This is a genomic window from Spirillospora sp. NPDC048823 (genome assembly GCF_043198445.1).
Lineage (GTDB): Bacteria > Actinomycetota > Actinomycetes > Streptosporangiales > Streptosporangiaceae > Spirillospora.
Genome location: NZ_JBICUT010000008.1, coordinates 162484 through 178325, shown reverse-complemented (window position 1 = coordinate 178325; position 15842 = coordinate 162484). Strand labels below are relative to the sequence as shown.

16 protein-coding genes are annotated in these 15842 nt (G+C 72.9%); 11 read left to right on the top strand and 5 right to left on the bottom strand.

Features of this window, described 5'->3' with window-relative positions; all coding sequences use genetic code 11:
* Window positions 1-77 precede the first annotated feature (77 nt).
* The 4 genes from ACGFK0_RS20335 (at window position 78) to ACGFK0_RS20320 (ending at window position 4040) form a co-directional block, all read left to right on the top strand.
* Window positions 78-2255 (top strand): anthranilate synthase component I, encoded by a 2178-nt coding sequence (locus tag ACGFK0_RS20335; protein ID WP_392906762.1) that lies wholly within the window; start codon window positions 78-80, stop codon window positions 2253-2255.
* Between the two features lie 67 nt (window positions 2256-2322).
* A complete protein-coding gene (locus ACGFK0_RS20330; protein WP_165975373.1) occupies window positions 2323-2469 on the top strand; it encodes a GPGG-motif small membrane protein in 147 nt (48 codons plus the stop codon).
* Between the two features lie 71 nt (window positions 2470-2540).
* Window positions 2541-3458, top strand: coding sequence for an SDR family oxidoreductase (locus tag ACGFK0_RS20325; RefSeq protein ID WP_392906760.1), 918 nt, complete (start codon window positions 2541-2543; stop codon window positions 3456-3458).
* Between the two features lie 177 nt (window positions 3459-3635).
* Window positions 3636-4040 carry a ChaB family protein gene (locus ACGFK0_RS20320; protein ID WP_392906759.1) on the top strand — a complete coding sequence of 135 codons (405 nt, stop codon included), beginning with the start codon at window positions 3636-3638 and terminating at the stop codon, window positions 4038-4040.
* Window positions 4041-4068: 28 nt separating this feature from the next.
* On the opposite strand, the gene ACGFK0_RS20315 is transcribed toward ACGFK0_RS20320, so the two are convergent.
* Window positions 4069-5049 carry a helix-turn-helix transcriptional regulator gene (locus tag ACGFK0_RS20315; RefSeq protein WP_392906955.1) on the bottom strand — a complete coding sequence of 327 codons (981 nt, stop codon included), beginning with the start codon at window positions 5047-5049 and terminating at the stop codon, window positions 4069-4071.
* A 111-nt stretch (window positions 5050-5160) separates the two neighbouring features.
* Here ACGFK0_RS20315 and add point away from each other — a divergent pair, with 111 nt between their 5' ends.
* Window positions 5161-6186, top strand: a complete 1026-nt coding sequence (gene add / locus ACGFK0_RS20310) for an adenosine deaminase (protein WP_392906758.1) — start codon at window positions 5161-5163, stop codon at window positions 6184-6186.
* Between the two features lie 12 nt (window positions 6187-6198).
* On the opposite strand, the gene ACGFK0_RS20305 is transcribed toward add, so the two are convergent.
* A complete protein-coding gene (locus ACGFK0_RS20305) occupies window positions 6199-7443 on the bottom strand; it encodes a DUF1266 domain-containing protein (RefSeq protein ID WP_392906757.1) in 1245 nt (414 codons plus the stop codon).
* Between the two features lie 127 nt (window positions 7444-7570).
* Here ACGFK0_RS20305 and thyX point away from each other — a divergent pair, with 127 nt between their 5' ends.
* Window positions 7571-8368: an FAD-dependent thymidylate synthase gene (thyX, locus tag ACGFK0_RS20300; protein ID WP_392906756.1), complete on the top strand. Its 798-nt coding sequence runs from the start codon at window positions 7571-7573 to the stop codon at window positions 8366-8368.
* A gap of 93 nt (window positions 8369-8461) precedes the next feature.
* Window positions 8462-8860 carry a dienelactone hydrolase family protein gene (locus ACGFK0_RS20295; protein WP_392906755.1) on the top strand — a complete coding sequence of 133 codons (399 nt, stop codon included), beginning with the start codon at window positions 8462-8464 and terminating at the stop codon, window positions 8858-8860.
* 30 nt (window positions 8861-8890) lie between these two features.
* Here ACGFK0_RS20295 and ACGFK0_RS20290 read toward each other — a convergent pair whose 3' ends face one another.
* Complete coding sequence (locus ACGFK0_RS20290) at window positions 8891-9295, bottom strand: PaaI family thioesterase (protein WP_392906754.1); 405 nt, start codon at window positions 9293-9295, stop codon at window positions 8891-8893.
* Between the two features lie 144 nt (window positions 9296-9439).
* Between ACGFK0_RS20290 and ACGFK0_RS20285 the strand changes: the two genes are divergently transcribed.
* A complete protein-coding gene (locus tag ACGFK0_RS20285) occupies window positions 9440-10237 on the top strand; it encodes a helix-turn-helix domain-containing protein (RefSeq protein ID WP_392906954.1) in 798 nt (265 codons plus the stop codon).
* A 4-nt stretch (window positions 10238-10241) separates the two neighbouring features.
* Here ACGFK0_RS20285 and ACGFK0_RS20280 read toward each other — a convergent pair whose 3' ends face one another.
* Window positions 10242-11375, bottom strand: coding sequence for a globin domain-containing protein (locus ACGFK0_RS20280; protein WP_392906752.1), 1134 nt, complete (start codon window positions 11373-11375; stop codon window positions 10242-10244).
* 540 nt (window positions 11376-11915) lie between these two features.
* Between ACGFK0_RS20280 and ACGFK0_RS20275 the strand changes: the two genes are divergently transcribed.
* From ACGFK0_RS20275 to ACGFK0_RS20265, 3 genes are all read left to right on the top strand, one after another.
* The gene (locus ACGFK0_RS20275) at window positions 11916-12668 is read left to right on the top strand and encodes a gamma-glutamyl-gamma-aminobutyrate hydrolase family protein (protein ID WP_392906751.1); all 753 of its coding nucleotides are present in this window, start codon (window positions 11916-11918) and stop codon (window positions 12666-12668) included.
* 94 nt (window positions 12669-12762) lie between these two features.
* A complete protein-coding gene (locus ACGFK0_RS20270) occupies window positions 12763-13743 on the top strand; it encodes an alpha/beta hydrolase (RefSeq protein WP_392906750.1) in 981 nt (326 codons plus the stop codon).
* Window positions 13724-14521 carry an enoyl-CoA hydratase/isomerase family protein gene (locus ACGFK0_RS20265; protein ID WP_392906749.1) on the top strand — a complete coding sequence of 266 codons (798 nt, stop codon included), beginning with the start codon at window positions 13724-13726 and terminating at the stop codon, window positions 14519-14521. The genes ACGFK0_RS20270 and ACGFK0_RS20265 overlap by 20 nt, the downstream gene beginning before the upstream one ends.
* Before the next feature lie 47 nt (window positions 14522-14568).
* On the opposite strand, the gene ACGFK0_RS20260 is transcribed toward ACGFK0_RS20265, so the two are convergent.
* The gene (locus ACGFK0_RS20260; protein WP_392906748.1) at window positions 14569-15783 is read right to left on the bottom strand and encodes an acyl-CoA dehydrogenase family protein; all 1215 of its coding nucleotides are present in this window, start codon (window positions 15781-15783) and stop codon (window positions 14569-14571) included.
* Window positions 15784-15842 lie beyond the last annotated feature (59 nt).

Genomic DNA, 15842 nt, shown 5'->3' with positions numbered 1-15842 from the left:
GCGACCGCCCTCACCCGGCGGTCGTTTTCGCGTCCCTCCGCCTGGGTGCAGGGCCCGGACAATGAGGGGCCACCGCGGTGGAGACCGTCTCACAGCAGCCGCTGACCAGCGAGTTCGTCACGGCCGGAGGCGTACGGGTGACCCGTACCGCCACCCCGGTCGACTCCGAGCGCAAGTCCGACGTGCTGAACGCCCTCGTCGCCGCCGTGGGGGAGCGGCGCGGCGGCGTGCTCAGCTCCGGCATGGAGTACCCGGGCCGCTACAGCCGCTGGCACATGGCCTACGTCGATCCCTGCCTGGAGATCGTCGCCCGCGGCCGGACGGCCGCCGTGCGGGCCCTCAACGAGCGCGGGCGGGTCGTCCTGCCCGCCATCGCCGCCGTGCTCCGCGGCACCGGCGAGGTCCGGGCGGACGAACCCGGCCTGTTCGAGGTCTTCGTCCCGCCGGCGGACGCGTTCTTCACCGAGGAGGAGCGCAGCCGCCAGCCGACCGTCTTCACCGCCCTGCGCGCCGTCGTCGGCCTGTTCCGCTGCGACGACCCCCACCTCGGCCTGTACGGGGCGTTCGGATACGACCTGTCGCTGCAGTTCGAGCCGCTGCGGACGAGGGCCGAACGGCCGGCGGACCAGCGCGACCTCGTCCTGCACCTGGCCGACGAGATGGTCGTCGTGGACCGCAAGCGCGAGACCTCCCACCGGATGTCGTACGAGTTCGAGATCGGCGGGGTGAGCACCGCGGGGCTGCCGCGCGCCACCGAGCCGACGCCCGTCCCGCCACCGGCGGCGGAGCTTCCGGCGCAGCCCGTCCCCGGCGTGTACGCGCAGATGGTGCGGGACGCCAAGGAGAAGTTCGTCCGCGGCGACCTGTTCGAGGTGACGCCGGGGCACGCCATGTACGCGCGCTGCGACGCGCCCGCCGCGTTCTTCGAGCGGCTGCGCGAGACCAACCCCGCACCGTACGAGTTCCTGTTCAACCTCGGGGACGGCGAGCACCTGGTCGGCGCGTCGCCGGAGATGTTCGTCCGGGTCGGCGGCGACCGGGTCGAGACGTGCCCGATCGCCGGGACGATCAAGCGCGGCGCCGACGCGCTGGAGGACGCCGAGCAGATCCGCACGATCCTGTCGTCGGCGAAGGACGAGTCCGAGCTGACCATGTGCACCGACGTGGACCGCAACGACAAGTCGCGCATCTGCGTGCCGGGCAGCGTGCGCGTCCTCGGCCGCCGGCAGATCGAGATCTACTCGCGGCTGATCCACACCGTCGACCACATCGAGGGGCGGCTGCGCCCCGGGTTCGACGCGCTCGACGCGTTCCTCACCCACATGTGGGCGGTCACCGTCACCGGCGCCCCCAAGACGTGGGCGATGCAGTTCATCGAGGACCACGAGGAGTCGCCGCGCCGCTGGTACGGCGGCGCCGTCGGATGCGTCGGCTTCGACGGGTCGATGAACACGGGCCTGACGCTGCGGACCGCGCAGATCCGCGACGGCGTCGCCACCGTCCGGGCCGGGGCGACCCTGCTGTACGACTCCGACCCCGACGAGGAGGAGCGCGAGACGCACCTCAAGGCGAGCGCGCTGCTGGGGGCGCTCACCGCGCCGCTGGAGGGGGGCGGGTCCGCCGCGGCGCGGGAGGCGCCGCTTCCCGCGCCGCCGGGCGACGCGCCGAAGGTGCTGCTCGTCGACCACGAGGACTCGTTCGTCAACACCCTCGCCGACTACTTCCGCCAGCAGGGCGCCGATGTGGTCACGCTCCGGCACGGGTTCCCGATGCGGATGCTGGACGAGCACGCACCCGGCCTCGTCGTGCTCTCACCCGGGCCCGGCCGCCCCGACGACTTCGCCACCCGCGCCCTCCTGGACGCGCTGGACGAGCGGGACCTCCCCGTCTTCGGCGTCTGCCTCGGCCTGCAGGCGATGGTCGAGCACGCGGGCGGCGATCTGACGCTGCTGCCCGAGCCGTCCCACGGCAAGCCCGGCCAGGTGAAGGTGACGGGCGGCGGGCTGTTCGAAGGGCTCCCGGACGAGTTCACCGCGGCTCGCTACCACTCGCTGCACGCCACGCCCGACCGGGTGAAGGGGTTCCAGGTGACGGCGCTGACCGGGGACGTCGTGATGGCGATCGAGGATCCGGAGCGGCGGCGCTGGGCCGTCCAGTTCCACCCGGAGTCCATCCTCACGGCGGCGGGCGGGGCGGGGCACCGGATCGTCGCCAACGTCCTCCGGTTGAGCCGTCCGCAGAGTCGCCGTCCATAATGTCAAATTTGGGCATCCGAACCGAGATGCCGGTTTTGCCGTGAATCTACCGGGGATCCCCTGGGCCATGATGACAATTCTGTGGCTCATCGCCGTGATCCTGGTGATCGCCGGTATCTATGTGATCGTCGCGCGACGCGACCTGCTCTGGGGCATAGTCCTCATCGTCGTCGGGCTCCTCGTCGGCCCGGGCGGGGTGAGCATCTTCACCTGACCGAAAACCGGCGCGGCCGGGGACGCGAAACCTGACGTCGCCTGTCAGGTTTCGGTGCCAGCATCGTCCCCATGAGCCGTGCACTGAAGGGAAAGACAGCACTGGTCGCGGGCGGGACGCGCGGGGCGGGCCGCGGCATCGCCGCCGAGCTCGGCGCCGCGGGCGCGACCGTGTACGTCACGGGACGGTCCACCCGGTCAGCGCGATCGGAGATGGACCGTCCCGAGACCATCGAGGAGACCGCGGAACTGGTGACGGCCGCGGGCGGCGAGGGCATCGCCGTCCCGGTCGACCATCTCGACCCCGGGCAGGTCACCGCGCTGGTGGACCGCATCGACGGCGAGCAGGGAAGGCTGGACGTCCTCGTCAACGACATCTGGGGCGCCGACCACCTGTTCCAGTTCGGCAAGCCGCTGTGGGAGCAGTCCCTCGACGACGGGCTGCGGCTGCTGCGGCTGGCCATCGAGACCCATGCCATCACCAGCCACCGCGCCCTGCCGCTGCTGATCCGCGAGCCCGGCGGGCTCGTGATCGAGATGACCGACGGCACCGCCGAGTTCAACGCGAAGTACCGCAAGGACGTCGGCTACTTCTACGACCTCGCCAAGTGGGCCGTGATCCGGATGGCGCACGCCCAGTCCGAGGAGATCGCCGAGCACGGGGCCACCGCCCTGTCCCTGACGCCCGGATGGCTGCGCTCGGAGGCGATGCTCGACAACTTCGGCGTCACCGAGGAGAACTGGCTCGACGCCGCCAAGGCGAACCCGCACTTCGCGATCTCCGAGTCCCCGGCGTTCGTGGGACGCGCCGCGGCGGCCCTCGCCGCCGACCCGGACCGGGCGCGCTGGAACGGCGCGTCGCTGTCCAGCGGCGGGCTCGCCCAGGTCTACGGGTTCACCGACGCCGACGGCAGCCGGCCCGACGCCTGGCGTTACATCGTCGAGGTCGAGCAGGCCGGACGTCCCGCCGACGTCACCGGCTACCGGTAGGAACGCCCCCCCGGCGAGGACCCCGCCGACCCCCCGGCGTCGGCGGGGCCCCGCCCCTCGTGCCGGTTTGAGCCGATTCTGTCCGGATATGGCGTCGGACAGATGAAAGCCGGACGGATGAAAGCCGGACGGACGACGCCGGAAAGACGGCGCCGGACAGGTGAAAGGGGAGGAGCCATGCCGAAGACGACCAAGAGCGGCAAGCCGCGGAAGGAGGAGCTCCCCGGGACGCTGCAGCGCTCCCCGAAGGAGGCGCAGGAGACGTTCGCCAAGGCCCACGACTCGGCGGTCGAGACCTACGGCGAGGGGCAGCGCGCACACCGCACCGCCTACTCGGCGCTCAAGCACAAGTTCGAGAAGCGCGGCGACAGGTGGGTCCCCAAGGGCCGCAAGGGCCCGTCCGACCAGCGGGCCAAGGATCCCGAGGCGCGCCGCGGCCGCGGCCGGACCGCCGGCGGCGTGGACGTCGAGGGCAGCAGCAAGAAGGACCTCTACGACCGCGCCTCCGACCTCGACGTCCAGGGCCGCTCCAAGATGAGCAAGCAGGAGCTGGCCGAGGCGATCGCACGCAAGCAGGACTAGCTGTAGCGCCGCCCCGGACGGGACGCGCTCAGCGCGGGTGCCGGGAGGCGTACAGCCCGGCGAGCCGGGCGGCGCCGTCGGCCATGCGCTCGCGCAACTCCGGCGGGGCGAGGACCTCGGCCTCCGGCCCGAGCCGCATCAGCTCCGACGCCGCGACGGCCATCGACTCGACCGGAAGCGCGGTCACCACCCAGCCCTGCGCGTCGGGCTCCCCGGCGCCCTCCGCCGCCCGCTGCGCGGCGTACGGTTCGACGGCGTACCGCAGGACCCGCATCCCGGTAGGCGACAGCCGGACGGTGACCTCCTCGCGCAGCATCGACCGCACGAACGCCTCCGCCTGCTCGCGCCAGTGCCCGGGGAGATCGAAGTCCTCGTCCCGCTCGAAGGAGGAGCCGGTCGGCCGGACCTCCGTCACCCGGTCCACCCGGTAGGTGCGGGGCCTGCCCCCGACCCGCGCGATGAGGTACCAGGTGCCGTTCTTCAGGACGAGCCCGTACGGCTCGGCCGCCCGCGTGACCTCGGTGTCCCCGCGGCGGTAGCGCAGCTCGACGCACTCGTCCTCCCAGACGGCCCGCGCGAGGTCCCGCAGCAGCGGCGGCGGTCCCGCCTCGCCGAACCAGCCCGGCGCGTCCAGATGGAACCGCTGGCCCGCCCGCGACGGCGCGTCCCGCAGCGAGGCGGGCAGCGCCGCCAGGACCTTCAGCTCGGCCGCCGCCACCGCGTCGCCGCGTCCCATGTCCCCCGCCGGGCCCGGCAGCCCGGACAGGAACAGCGCCTCGGCCTCCTCGCGGGTGAGGCCCGTCAGCCGGGTCCGGTACCCGCCGACCAGCCGGTACCCGCCGGCGCGCCCCTGGTCGGCGTACACCGGGACGCCGGCCGCCGACAGCGCCTCCATGTCCCGGTACACGGTGCGCTCGGAGACCTCCAGCTCCCGCGCCAGCTCACCCGCCGTCATCGTGCCCCGCGACTGCAGGAGCAGCACTATCGAGATCAACCGGGCGGCCCGCACGCGTCCCATCCTGCCGCACCCCGGGCACCGCTCCGCGGTATCTGACAATCTTGTGGCAGATTGGGGTGGTTTGTCTGTCGTGGCCGGTCCGACGGCTGTTAGCTTCGCGGCGTGCCGACCGAAACCACACCCATCGAGGCGTTCATCGACGCCCTGCCGAAGGTCGAGCTCCACGTCCACCTCGTGGGCTCCGCCTCCGTCCCGACCGTGCTCGAACTCGCCCGCCGCCACCCCGACGGGCCGGTCCCGGTGGACGAGCGGGAACTGCGCGCCTTCTACGAGTTCCGCGACTTCCCGCACTTCGCCGAGGTGTACGAGTCCGTCTCCGGCCTCGTCCGGACCCCCGAGGACGTCGGGACCCTCGTCCTCGGCACCGCCCGCGACCTCGCCGCCCAGAACGTCCGCTACGTCGAGCTGACCGTCACCCCCTACACCCACCAGCGGGCCGGGATGCCGATGCCCGCGATCACCGAGGTCCTCGACCACGCCGTCCGGGAGGCCCGCGACCGGCACGGCATCCGCGTCGCCTACATCTTCGACATCCCCGGCGAGTTCGGCGCCGAGGGGGCCCGCGGCACCATCGACCACGCCCTCGCCCACCCGCCGGAGGCGCTCATCGGGTTCGGCATCGGCGGCATCGAGCAGGTCCGCCCGCCGTTCCGGGACGCCTTCCGGGACGCGTTCGCCGCCGCCCGCGCCGCCGGGCTCCGCAGCCTCCCGCACGCGGGCGAGATGACCGGCCCGGAGACGATCTGGGAGGCGATCGAGGGCCTCGGCGCCGAACGCATCGGCCACGGCATCAGCTGCATGGACGACCCGCGCCTCATCGCGCACCTGCGCGAGACGCAACTGCCCCTGGAGGTGTGCCCCACGTCCAACGTCTGCACGGGACAGGTCGCCGCCCTCGCCGGCCACCCCCTGCCGAGGATGCTGGAGGAAGGCCTCTTCGTCACCCTCAACAGCGACGACCCGCCGATGTTCGACACCACCCTCACCGGCGAGTACCGCATCGCCGCCGAGGTCTTCGGCCTGGACCGCGCCGGCCTGGCGTCCCTGGCCCGCAACGGCGTCGCCGCCTCGTCCCTGGACGAGGAGGCCCGCCAGGCCGTCCTCGCCGACATCGACGCCCTGCTCTGACCCGGCTCCGGCCTAGCCCCAGGCCATGCGGCGCCACGGGCTGTCGGGATCCTCGGCGAGGACGCGGTGACCGGCGAGGGAGCGTTCGTACCATTCGCCGAACCCGCCCTCATCGAACCGCAGCATCCTCCCGAGGATGTACCCGGCGGAGAACGCGCCCCACGACGAGTACACCTGGTGGGCGCGCCCACCGGCCGTGAGGACGCACTTCTCGGCCTCCTCGGCGTCGCAGTACCCCGCGTTCAGGCCCCAGCGGGCCATGTTCACCGCGCGCCCGAAGTCGTAGCCGTACACGCTCTCGACCCGGCCGTCCGGCTTGAGGAGGCCGTCCGCCCGGAACCGCGCCTCGTACCGCTCGATCAGGTCGGGCAGCCCGACGACCTCGCCGACGGTCTCATCGGAGATCTTCCGCTCGCGGCACCAGGCGACGACGGCCGCGCGCCACGCCGCCCGGTCGGTGCCCCGGCCGCGCTGGTCGAGGACCATCTGGATCGCGGGATCGCTGTTCTGCGCGTCGAGCAGAGCGTCCATCTGCTCACGCCAGCTCTCGGGGCCGGTGATGCCCCAGTCGCGCTCCAGCATGACCTTGCCGTCCCGGGAACTCCCGTCGTGGCCGCTCAAGCCGTTCCAGGCGACCCCGTTGCCGACGGCCAGATGCGCGCCCACGGCGAGGGCCGCGGCGAGCCGCCCCCACGCCGCACTGTCCGGATCGACGACGAGGACGTCGTGGTCCCGGTCGGGACGCCGCTCGGCGTCGGCGAGCATCTTCGCCACCTGCCGGTACCCCTCGCCTCCGGTCGGCATCTGCGCCAGCAGCTCCCGCAGCGGCCGCAGCGCCTCGCGGGCACCCGCGTCCTTGACGATGAGCCGCGCGGCGTGGACGCCGGCCCCGTCGGCGCGCTTGCGGTCGTGCAGCGACCAGAACGCGCTCATCGCCGACCACGCGCGCCTGGCCGCCTCGCCGGTCCGCCCGGCGGCGGCCAGGACGTGCGCCGCCTGCGCGTCCAGCCCGGCGCGCACCTCGGCGGGCATGGACGCGGCGGCGCGGTCGAGCCCGTCCAGGATGCGGTGCGCCTTCCCGGTGTCGCCCGCGGCGGCGAGGGCCCGCGCCCACCGCGCCCGCACCGCCACGGCGGACGTCCGGTCGCCGCGGCGCTCCAGCTCCTCGGCGGCGCCCGCGTAGGCGGCCGCGGCCTCCCCGTGCCTGCCCTGCCGCTCGAACTTCCGGGCCCGCTCGAGCATCCCCTGATTCGTCATCGTCCCTCCGCGCCCAACCGTACCGACCCGATGATCTCCACGGCCGGGCTTCCGCGGCCGAGGTCGCGGCCGTCCCACCGTGGTGGTTTCCTAGGGACGACCGAATCGACCCTGGGGGGATACGAGAGTGAAGAGCGTCGAGCCTGAGGTTTTTCTCGTTGCGCGGCCCGAACTGGACTACGACGAGGTTGCCCGGTACCTGCGCGACGTGGGCGGGGAGAGCTGGCTGGAGCGGCTCGACCGCGGCGGCCTCGACGACGAGCTGAACGATCCGCAGAACCTCGCCGAGTTCGCGGGCCGGCTCTGCTACCGCTCGTGGGAGCCCGGCCTCAACCCCAACGTGGTCAAGGTCCGCACGGACTCGGGCCAGTACCTGGAGAACATCCTGCGCAGCCTGCACGGCTCGGTGCTGGAGCACGTCAGCTTCAGCTTCGTCCTGCACAATGTGAGCCGCGTCCTCACCCATGAGCTCGTCCGGCATCGTCCCGGTGTGGCCATTTCGCAGGAGTCCTTGCGTTTCGTCCGGCTTCAGGACATCCCGTTCTGGTTCCCCGAGTGGGCCCGCGAGGACCCGGAACTGATGAAGCGCGCCACCGCCATGCTGGAGCAGATGGAGGAGTTCCAGGGCTGGATGGCCGGGCACTTCGGCCTGGACGACGAGGGCGTGCCGTTCAAGGAGAAGAAGCACAAGACCTCGTTCATGCGCAGGTTCGCCCCGGAGGGTGTCGGCACCGGTCTGGTCTGGACGGCCAACGTCCGCACCCTGCGCCACACCCTGGAGAACCGCACCGCCCCCGGCGCCGAGGAGGAGATCCGCCTGCTCTTCGGCAAGATCGGCGAGGTGATGCGCAAGGAGGCCCCTGACCTGTTCGGCGACTACGTCATCGAGGACGGCGCCTGGATCCCCCAGTGGCGCAAGGTCTGACGCCCAGGCCCGTGTGGTCAGGGTCCGTGTGGCCAGGGCCCGTGTGGTCGGGGTCTGGTCGCGGGGCCTGCGTCTGCGGCATTGTTGGACGGTATGTCTGACATCACGATTCCCGTGGGCGAACGGGTCGCGGCGGCGAAGTACGACTTCAAGGCCGCGGCGGTCAACTACGGGATCCTGCCGAGCCGGCCGGAGGAGACGCTGCGCGGCGCGTGCCCGATCGTCGGGAACTACGGCGGCGCCGATCCGACGCTTCGGGGGGCCGCGGGCAAGCTGGAGCGGGCGCTCACCGGTGCGGGGGTCGCGCACGATGTGAAGGAGTACCCGGCGACCGGGCACGGCTTCCTGACCGAGACCGCCCTCCCGGGCCCGCTCGGCCCGGTGGCGAAGATCGTGTTCGGGCTCGGGCGGGGCCGGGAGAACGCGTCGGACGGCTGGGAGCGGATCTTCGCCTTCTTCGGCGAGCATCTCGCGAAAAAATCTACAACGTAAAGGCGCACGATCGGCTCAGACACGGCCGGATCAGACACGGAGGACGGCCTGGGTCTGGGTGACCTGCGCGACGCGGCGGCCGGTGGCGTCGAACAGGTCGGTCTGGACGACGATCGAGGTGCGGCCCGTGTGCAGCGGGCGGGAGACGCCCCGGACGTGGCCGTCCTTCAGGCCGCGGAAGAAGTTGGTCTTGGACTCCAGCGTCGAGGTGGACGTGCCCGGCGGCAGGTTGAGGAACGCGCAGGCCGCGCCGAGGGTGTCGGCCAGGGCCATGAGGGCGCCGCCGTGCATGACGCCGCCGGCGGTGCAGCGGTCCGGGGCCCAGTCCAGCCGGCCCGTGACCTCCCCGGGCCCGGCGGTGTCGATCTCCACACCGAGTGCGCGGGCGAAGGGCATGGCGTCTGCGAGCTGGTCGGGGGTGAGCCCGGTGGTCATGGAGGCCTCCTCGTTCGTGTCCGTCCCACTCTGGCGAGCGGGCACACGCCGCGTCCATTACCTCGCGGGTAGCCGCGGACGCGGTTACCCGCGAGGTAATCGCCGCCATGACGGGCCGCGGGTACCGTCGGGGCGGTGACGACGATGACGGCGTTGGGTGACGTGAGACCGGTCGGGGACCAGCTGCGCGCGTGGCGGCAGCGGCGCAGGCTCAGCCAGCTGGAGCTGGCGTCGGAGGCGGACGTGTCGACGCGGCATCTGAGCTTCGTGGAGACGGGGCGTTCGGCGCCGAGCCGGGAGATGGTGCTGCGGCTGGCCGAGCATCTGGACGTGCCGCTGCGCGACCGGAACCTGCTGCTGGTGGCGGCGGGGTTCGCGCCGGTGTTCGACGAGACGCCGATCGAGGAGCCGAGGATGGATTCGGTCCGCGCGGCGCTGAGGCAGGTTCTGGAGGGGCACGAGCCGTACCCGGCGGTGGTCGTCGACCGGTTCTGGAACCTGATCGACGCCAACGGCGCCGCCGCGCTCTTCATGGAGGGAGCGCCGCCGGAGCTGCTGGAGCCGCCGCTGAACGTGCTGCGGCTCAGCATGCATCCCGAGGGGATGGCCCGGAACATCCTGAACCTGGCCGAGTGGCGCGCCCACATGATCGACCGGGTGCGGCGGCATGTGGCGCTGACCGCGGACGCGTCGCTCGCCCAGCTCTACCGGGAGCTGCGGAGTTTCCCGGGGGACGTGGGGGAGGCGATGGCGCCGCCCGAGGGCAACGAGGTGTGCGTCCCGCTGCGGATGCGGGTGGACGGGCGGGACCTGTCGTTCTTCAGCACGATCGCGACGTTCGGGACGCCGGTCGACATCACGGTGGCGGAGCTGGCGATCGAGTCGTTCTATCCGGCGGACGCGGCGACGACCGCGTTCCTGCGGGAGCGCGCGGGCTGGTGACCGCTCAGTCCTCGGCGGTGAGCAGGTCGTGGTGGATGCGGGTGAGGGACATCCCGTGCCGCTGCAGCGCGGTGACGGTCCGCCGGACGAGCGGGGCGGGGCCGGCCACGTAGGCGTCGTGGTCCCGCCAGCCGCGGACGCCGTCCAGGAAGCCCGGCAGGACGTCGGGCATCCGGCCGTGCAGGCCGCCGGGCGGCCCCGGTGACCGCGACAGAACCGGGACCACGCGCAGCCGTGCGCAGGCGGATTCCAGGCGCCGCAGTTCGGCCAGGTCGTAGAGGCCGCTCACGGTGCGGGCCCCGGCGAGGAGGTGGACGTCGCGGTCGCGGCCGGACGCGGCGGCCTGTTCGGCGAGCGCCTTCATCGGGGCGAGCCCGGTGCCGCCGCCGATCAGGAGCAGCCCGCGCCCGTGGCCCGGGTCGAGCGTCATGGTGCCCGCGGCCGGGCCGAGCAGGACGGTGTCGCCGGGCGCGCAGTGCCGTACCAGCGTGCCGCTGACCCAGCCGGCGGGACGGGCGCGGACGTGCAGTCGGATCGTCCCGTCGGGGCGGGGCGCGTTGGCGATCGAGTAGGGCCGCCACACGCGGGGCCAGCGGGCGGTCTGCACGCTCACGTGCTGGCCCGGCAGGAACGGCAGCGGCCGCTCGGGCCGCAGCGCGAGGACGGCGAGGTCGTGGTCGCGGCGGTCGTGGCCGGTGACCTCGGCGACCCACCACGGCGGGTGGTCGGAGGCGTCCCGCCCGGCGGCGGCGATCATGGCCGCGGCGGCGGAGCGGTAGGCGGCGGTCCAGGCGTTTTCGGCCTCGGTGGTCCACACGTCGGCGGCGAAGAGCCGCAGTGTCGCGATCAGCGCGGTCTCGACGGCGGGGTAGTGCTCGCGCAGGACGCCGTACCTGCGGTGGTCGCGGCCGAGCCGGCCGAGGTGGCCGGTGAGCTCCTCGGGGTTGTCCTGGCTCCAGACGATCCGGGTGAGCGCCTGGAAGAACCGGTCGTGCTGGGTGCTCATCTCGGGCGGGAACAGTGTGCGCAGCCGCGGTTCCCGCGCGAAAAGGCGTCCGTAGAAATAGCTCGTCGCGCCCGCCGGGTCCGCTTCGAGGCGGGCGAAGGTCTCTTTGACGATGCGGGGTTCCGGTGACATTCTCCAGCTCGCCCCCTTGGGCTTTTGGAGGACGGATCCGGGGATCTCGCGGCGGGGGCGCCGCGTCCGATGCCCGGCTTCGTGAGATTCTCGCATTCAAATGCGCAGGTCCTCAAGCGCGGGCCGGTGGGACGGCCCGCGAATGTACCACTGGGTAGTCACCGATGAATTCTCCGTGAGCGTCCGGTCTTTGGAAGGCGCACGCATACTGATCGGTATTTGCGAGAAGGGGCAGTCGTTCACGGCACCGGCCGGTCGTGGGACATGAATCCCGTCCCGAGTGGAAGATTTCAGGATTCTTCGGCAATTTTTTCTGGGCGGCGCCCCGGCCGCGCCCTCCGGGGCACGGGCCCCTCCGGACCGATCTCGCCACTTCCGACTGCGAAGATCCGGTCCGTGCGGCAAGCTGGCAGGCAGAAGGCCGGGGGACGGGACGGCCCGAGGGGGCGGGTGAGGCACCATGATGTGCAGCCGAAAGACGGCGAATCACCCATATCGGAAGTCGTCCCGTGGCCAGTGCTCAGCAGAGGGGAATCACGCATGTCGAAGGCCATCCGCGGGGAGCCGGCCCCGAACGCCGGCGCGGGCGGCGCGCCGCCGCTCATCGGCATCACCACGTACCAGGAGCCGGCCCGCTGGGGGGCCTGGGTGCGCGAGGCCGCGCTCCTGCCGGTGCCGTACGTGCGCTCGGTCGAGCGGGCCGGCGGCGTCCCGGTCATGCTGCCCCCGACCGCGGCGCTGCGCGGCATGGACGCGCTGATCGGCCGGCTGGACGGCATCGTCCTCGCCGGCGGCGGCGACCTCGACCCCGACCTGTACGGCGCCGTCCGCGATCCGGAGACCGGGCCGCCCCAGCCGCAGCGCGACCGGTTCGAGCTGGCGCTCGCCCGCGCGGTCGTGGACGCCGACCTGCCGTTCCTGGCGATCTGCCGGGGGATGCAGGTGCTGAACGTGGCGCGCGGCGGCGCCCTGATCCAGCATCTGCCGGAGGCGGTGGGCCACAAGGGCCACGCGCCGGAGAGCGGGCTCGTCGGCTCGCATCCGGTGCAGATCAGCGCCACCAGCCTGGTCGGCAAGATCATGGGCGACTCCGCCGACGTCCCCACCTATCACCACCAGGCGGTGAGCCGGCTCGGCAAGGGCCTGTCCGCGGTGGCCTGGGCGGAGGATCAGGTGGTCGAGGCCGTCGAGCTGCAGGGCCACCGCTTCGGGCTCGCCGTCCAGTGGCACCCGGAGGAGGGGGACGACGGGCGCCTGTTCGAGGCCCTGGTCGCCGAGGCCGCCGGCCGCTGACCGGGGCGGGAACCGAGACCGGGGATTGACGTCCCGGTACCGGGGAAGGCGATTCGGTAGATTCCGCCGCATATCGCCAGCCGGAGGCCGCCGCATGCCCCTGCATCCGCAGACCGTGAGCTACCTGAAGGAGCTCGCCGCCTGGACGGCCCCTCCACCGGGCGCGGACGACCGGACGGAACCGACGATCGAGGAGATGCGCGCCCGGCTCGGTGAGGCGTTCCCCGCCGCCGGGCGTGAGCTGCCGCAGGTCCGCGACCTCGCCGTGCGCCGTCCGGGCGGCACGGTCCCGGTGCGCCTGTACCGCCCGGCGCCTGCCGGCCGCGGCCCGCTGCCCGCGGTGGTCTACCTGCACGGGGGAGGCTGGGTCCTCGGCGGCGTGGACGACGTGGACGCCGCGTGCCGCGACCTCGCGGCGGCCACCGGATGCGTCGTCCTGAACGTCGGCTACCGGCTGGCCCCGGAGCATCCGTTCCCGGCGGCCGTGGACGACTCCTGGGCCGTCGTCGCGTCCGTGGCGCGGGAACCGGAACGCTATGGCGTCCTGCCCGGCGCCGTCGCGGTCGCCGGCGACAGCGCCGGCGGCAACCTCGCCGCGGTCACCGCGCTGCTGGCCCGCGACCGCGGGGTTCCGCTCGTCCACCAGCTGCTCGTCTACCCGGTGACCGACACGGCGATGGACACCCCGAGCTGGCGCGAGTACGGGTCCGGGTACGGGCTGGACGCCGGGGCGCTCGCCCGGTTCATGCGGCTGTACCGGGGCGGCGCCGACCCGTCGGATTTCCGGCTCGCCCCGCTGCGCGCCCCCGACCTCGCCGGGGCCGCCCCCGCCACCGTGATCACCGCGGAGTGCGACATCCTGCGCGACGAGGGCGAGGCGTACGCACGCCGCCTCGCCGCCTCCGGCGTGCCGGTGGAGCTGCGCCGCTACGACGGGGTCGTGCACTCGTTCTTCCTGCTGCCGGAGATCTTCGATGCCGGTGTCCGCGCGATGGATTTCGCTGTGCGACGATTGCGCGCGGCATTCGACGCGCGGACGCGGGAGGCGACCTGCCATGGGCAGCGGGCGGTATGACGGCTATCGGCGGCTGAAGATCGACTGGGCGGCGGACGGCGTGCTGCGGGTCACGATCAGCACGCCGGGCAAGCTCAACGCGGTCGACGCGGCCGGGCACCGGGAGCTGGCGGAGATCTGGCGGGACGCCGACGCCGACGACGAGGTGCGCGTCGTCGTCGTGCGCGGCGAGGGGGCGGCGTTCTCCGCGGGCGGCGACCTGGCGATGATCGAGGAGATGATGGCCGACCACGCGGCCCGCCGCCGCATCATGCGCGAGGCCCGCGACATCGTGATGAACGTGCTGAACTGCTCGAAGCCGGTGGTCAGCGCCGTGCAGGGCCCGGCGGTGGGCGCCGGGCTCGCGGTCGCGCTGCTGGCCGACGTCTCCGTCGCCGGGCGCACCGCCAAGATCATCGATGGGCACACGCGGCTGGGCGTCGCGGCCGGCGACCACGCCGCCATCGTGTGGCCGCTGCTGTGCGGGCTGGCGAAGGCCAAGTACTACCTGCTGCTCAACGACGTCCTGACCGGCGAGGAGGCCGAGCGGATCGGCCTGGTCTCGCTGTGCGTGGACGACGCGGAGGTGCACGAGCGGGCGCTGGAGATCGCCGGGCGGCTCGCGGCCGGGCCCGCGGAGGCGCTGTCGTTCACCAAGCACGCGCTGAACAACTGGCTGCGCCTCGCGGGCCCGGCGTTCGACGCGTCCCTGGCGATGGAGTTCTTCGGGTTCACCGGCCCGGACGTGCGGGAGGGCGTCGCGGCGATCCGGGAGAAGCGCCCGCCCCGCTTCGGCTGAGTCGGGCTCCGCGCACCCCGCGCCCCCACGGCCGGCGGTTCCGGGGATCAGTACGACTTGGGCAGGCCGAGTTCGTGCTGGGCGATGTGGGCGAGGACGAGCTCCTCGGCGACCGGGATGCTCTTGCCGATGCGGGCGTCGCGGAACATCCGGGCGATCGGGTACTCCAGGGAGTACGCCATGCCGCCGTAGGTCTGGAAGGCGCGGTCGGCCGCCTGCCAGGCCGCGTCCGCCGCGGTGAGCTTGGCGATGTTGGCCTCCGAACCGCAGGGGCGGCCCCGGTCCCACAGCCAGGCGGCCTTGTAGGTCATGAGCCGCGCCAGCTCCAGCTGCGCCTTGATCCTGGCGAGCGGGAACGCGATGGCCTGGTCGGCCCCGATCGGCTTGCCGAACGGCGCCCGCTCGCCGGCGTACTCGCAGGCGAGCTTCAGCACCAGCCCGCCGGACCCGACGCCGCCCGCCGCGGCCAGGATCCGCTCGGGGTTGAGGATGTCCCACAGGACGGCGAACCCCAGGTCCACCTCGCCGAGGACCCGCTCCGCCGGGACGCGGACGCCGTCCAGGAAGACCATGCTGGACGCGACGGTGTTGGTGCCGAGCTTGGGGATCGGCCGGTAGCTCAGCGTCCCGTCGACGACGGCCTGCTTGACGTCCACCAGCAGGACGGTGAAGCCGGACGTGCGCGGCCTGGCCTCGGCGGCCGGCACCGTCCGGGTGACGAGGACCAGGTAGTCGGCGCGCTCGACCCCGGAGATCCAGATCTTCTGGCCGCTGACCACGAACGAGTCGCCGTCGCGCCGGGCCTGGGTGGAGATGTTGATGGAGTTGCTGCCCGCGTCCGGCTCGGTGATGGCGAAGCAGGTCTCGATCTCCCCGGAGGCGATCCTCGGCAGGAACTCGCGCCGCTGCTCGGGTGTCCCGTGCCGGGCGATGGTCAGCCCGCCGAACGCGGGGGTGAGCAGGTACATGAAGGACGCGGCGCCGCCCGCGCCGCCCTCGGCCAGCGCCTCCAGGGCGACGGCCAGCTCCAGGAGGCCCTGCCCGGCGCCCCCGTGCTCCTCCGGGATCGCCAGGCTGTGCCAGCCGCCCTTGATCAGTTCCCGCCAGACCTCCTCCGGCCAGCGCTTGTCCGCGTCGCACCGGCTCCAGTAGTCCTGGTCGTAGTTCCCGGCGATCGCCAGCACGCCCTCGCGCACCGCGGCCGCGCTCTCCGGCAGGTCGAAGTCCACCGCGTCTCCCTCGCACTCGCTGTTCGGTCCCACGGTAGCCGATTTCAGTAAGTGGTCACTGACTCGGGGCGTCATTGAAGGCCGTCTCCCGG

Bases quoted from the DNA above. Each gene is read 5' to 3' on its own strand.
- ACGFK0_RS20270 (WP_392906750.1), top strand. From the start codon at position 12,763: ATGCCCCTGCATCCGCAGACCGTGAGCTACCTGAAGGAGCTCGCCGCC.
- ACGFK0_RS20330 (WP_165975373.1), top strand. From the start codon at position 2,323: ATGATGACAATTCTGTGGCTCATCGCCGTGATCCTGGTGATCGCCGGT.
- ACGFK0_RS20320 (WP_392906759.1), top strand. From the start codon at position 3,636: ATGCCGAAGACGACCAAGAGCGGCAAGCCGCGGAAGGAGGAGCTCCCC.
- ACGFK0_RS20275 (WP_392906751.1), top strand. From the start codon at position 11,916: ATGTCGAAGGCCATCCGCGGGGAGCCGGCCCCGAACGCCGGCGCGGGC.
- ACGFK0_RS20305 (WP_392906757.1), bottom strand. From the start codon at position 7,443: ATGACGAATCAGGGGATGCTCGAGCGGGCCCGGAAGTTCGAGCGGCAG.
- ACGFK0_RS20265 (WP_392906749.1), top strand. From the start codon at position 13,724: ATGGGCAGCGGGCGGTATGACGGCTATCGGCGGCTGAAGATCGACTGG.
- ACGFK0_RS20290 (WP_392906754.1), bottom strand. From the start codon at position 9,295: ATGACCACCGGGCTCACCCCCGACCAGCTCGCAGACGCCATGCCCTTC.
- ACGFK0_RS20295 (WP_392906755.1), top strand. From the start codon at position 8,462: ATGTCTGACATCACGATTCCCGTGGGCGAACGGGTCGCGGCGGCGAAG.
- ACGFK0_RS20285 (WP_392906954.1), top strand. From the start codon at position 9,440: ATGACGGCGTTGGGTGACGTGAGACCGGTCGGGGACCAGCTGCGCGCG.
- ACGFK0_RS20280 (WP_392906752.1), bottom strand. From the start codon at position 11,375: ATGTCACCGGAACCCCGCATCGTCAAAGAGACCTTCGCCCGCCTCGAA.
- ACGFK0_RS20325 (WP_392906760.1), top strand. From the start codon at position 2,541: ATGAGCCGTGCACTGAAGGGAAAGACAGCACTGGTCGCGGGCGGGACG.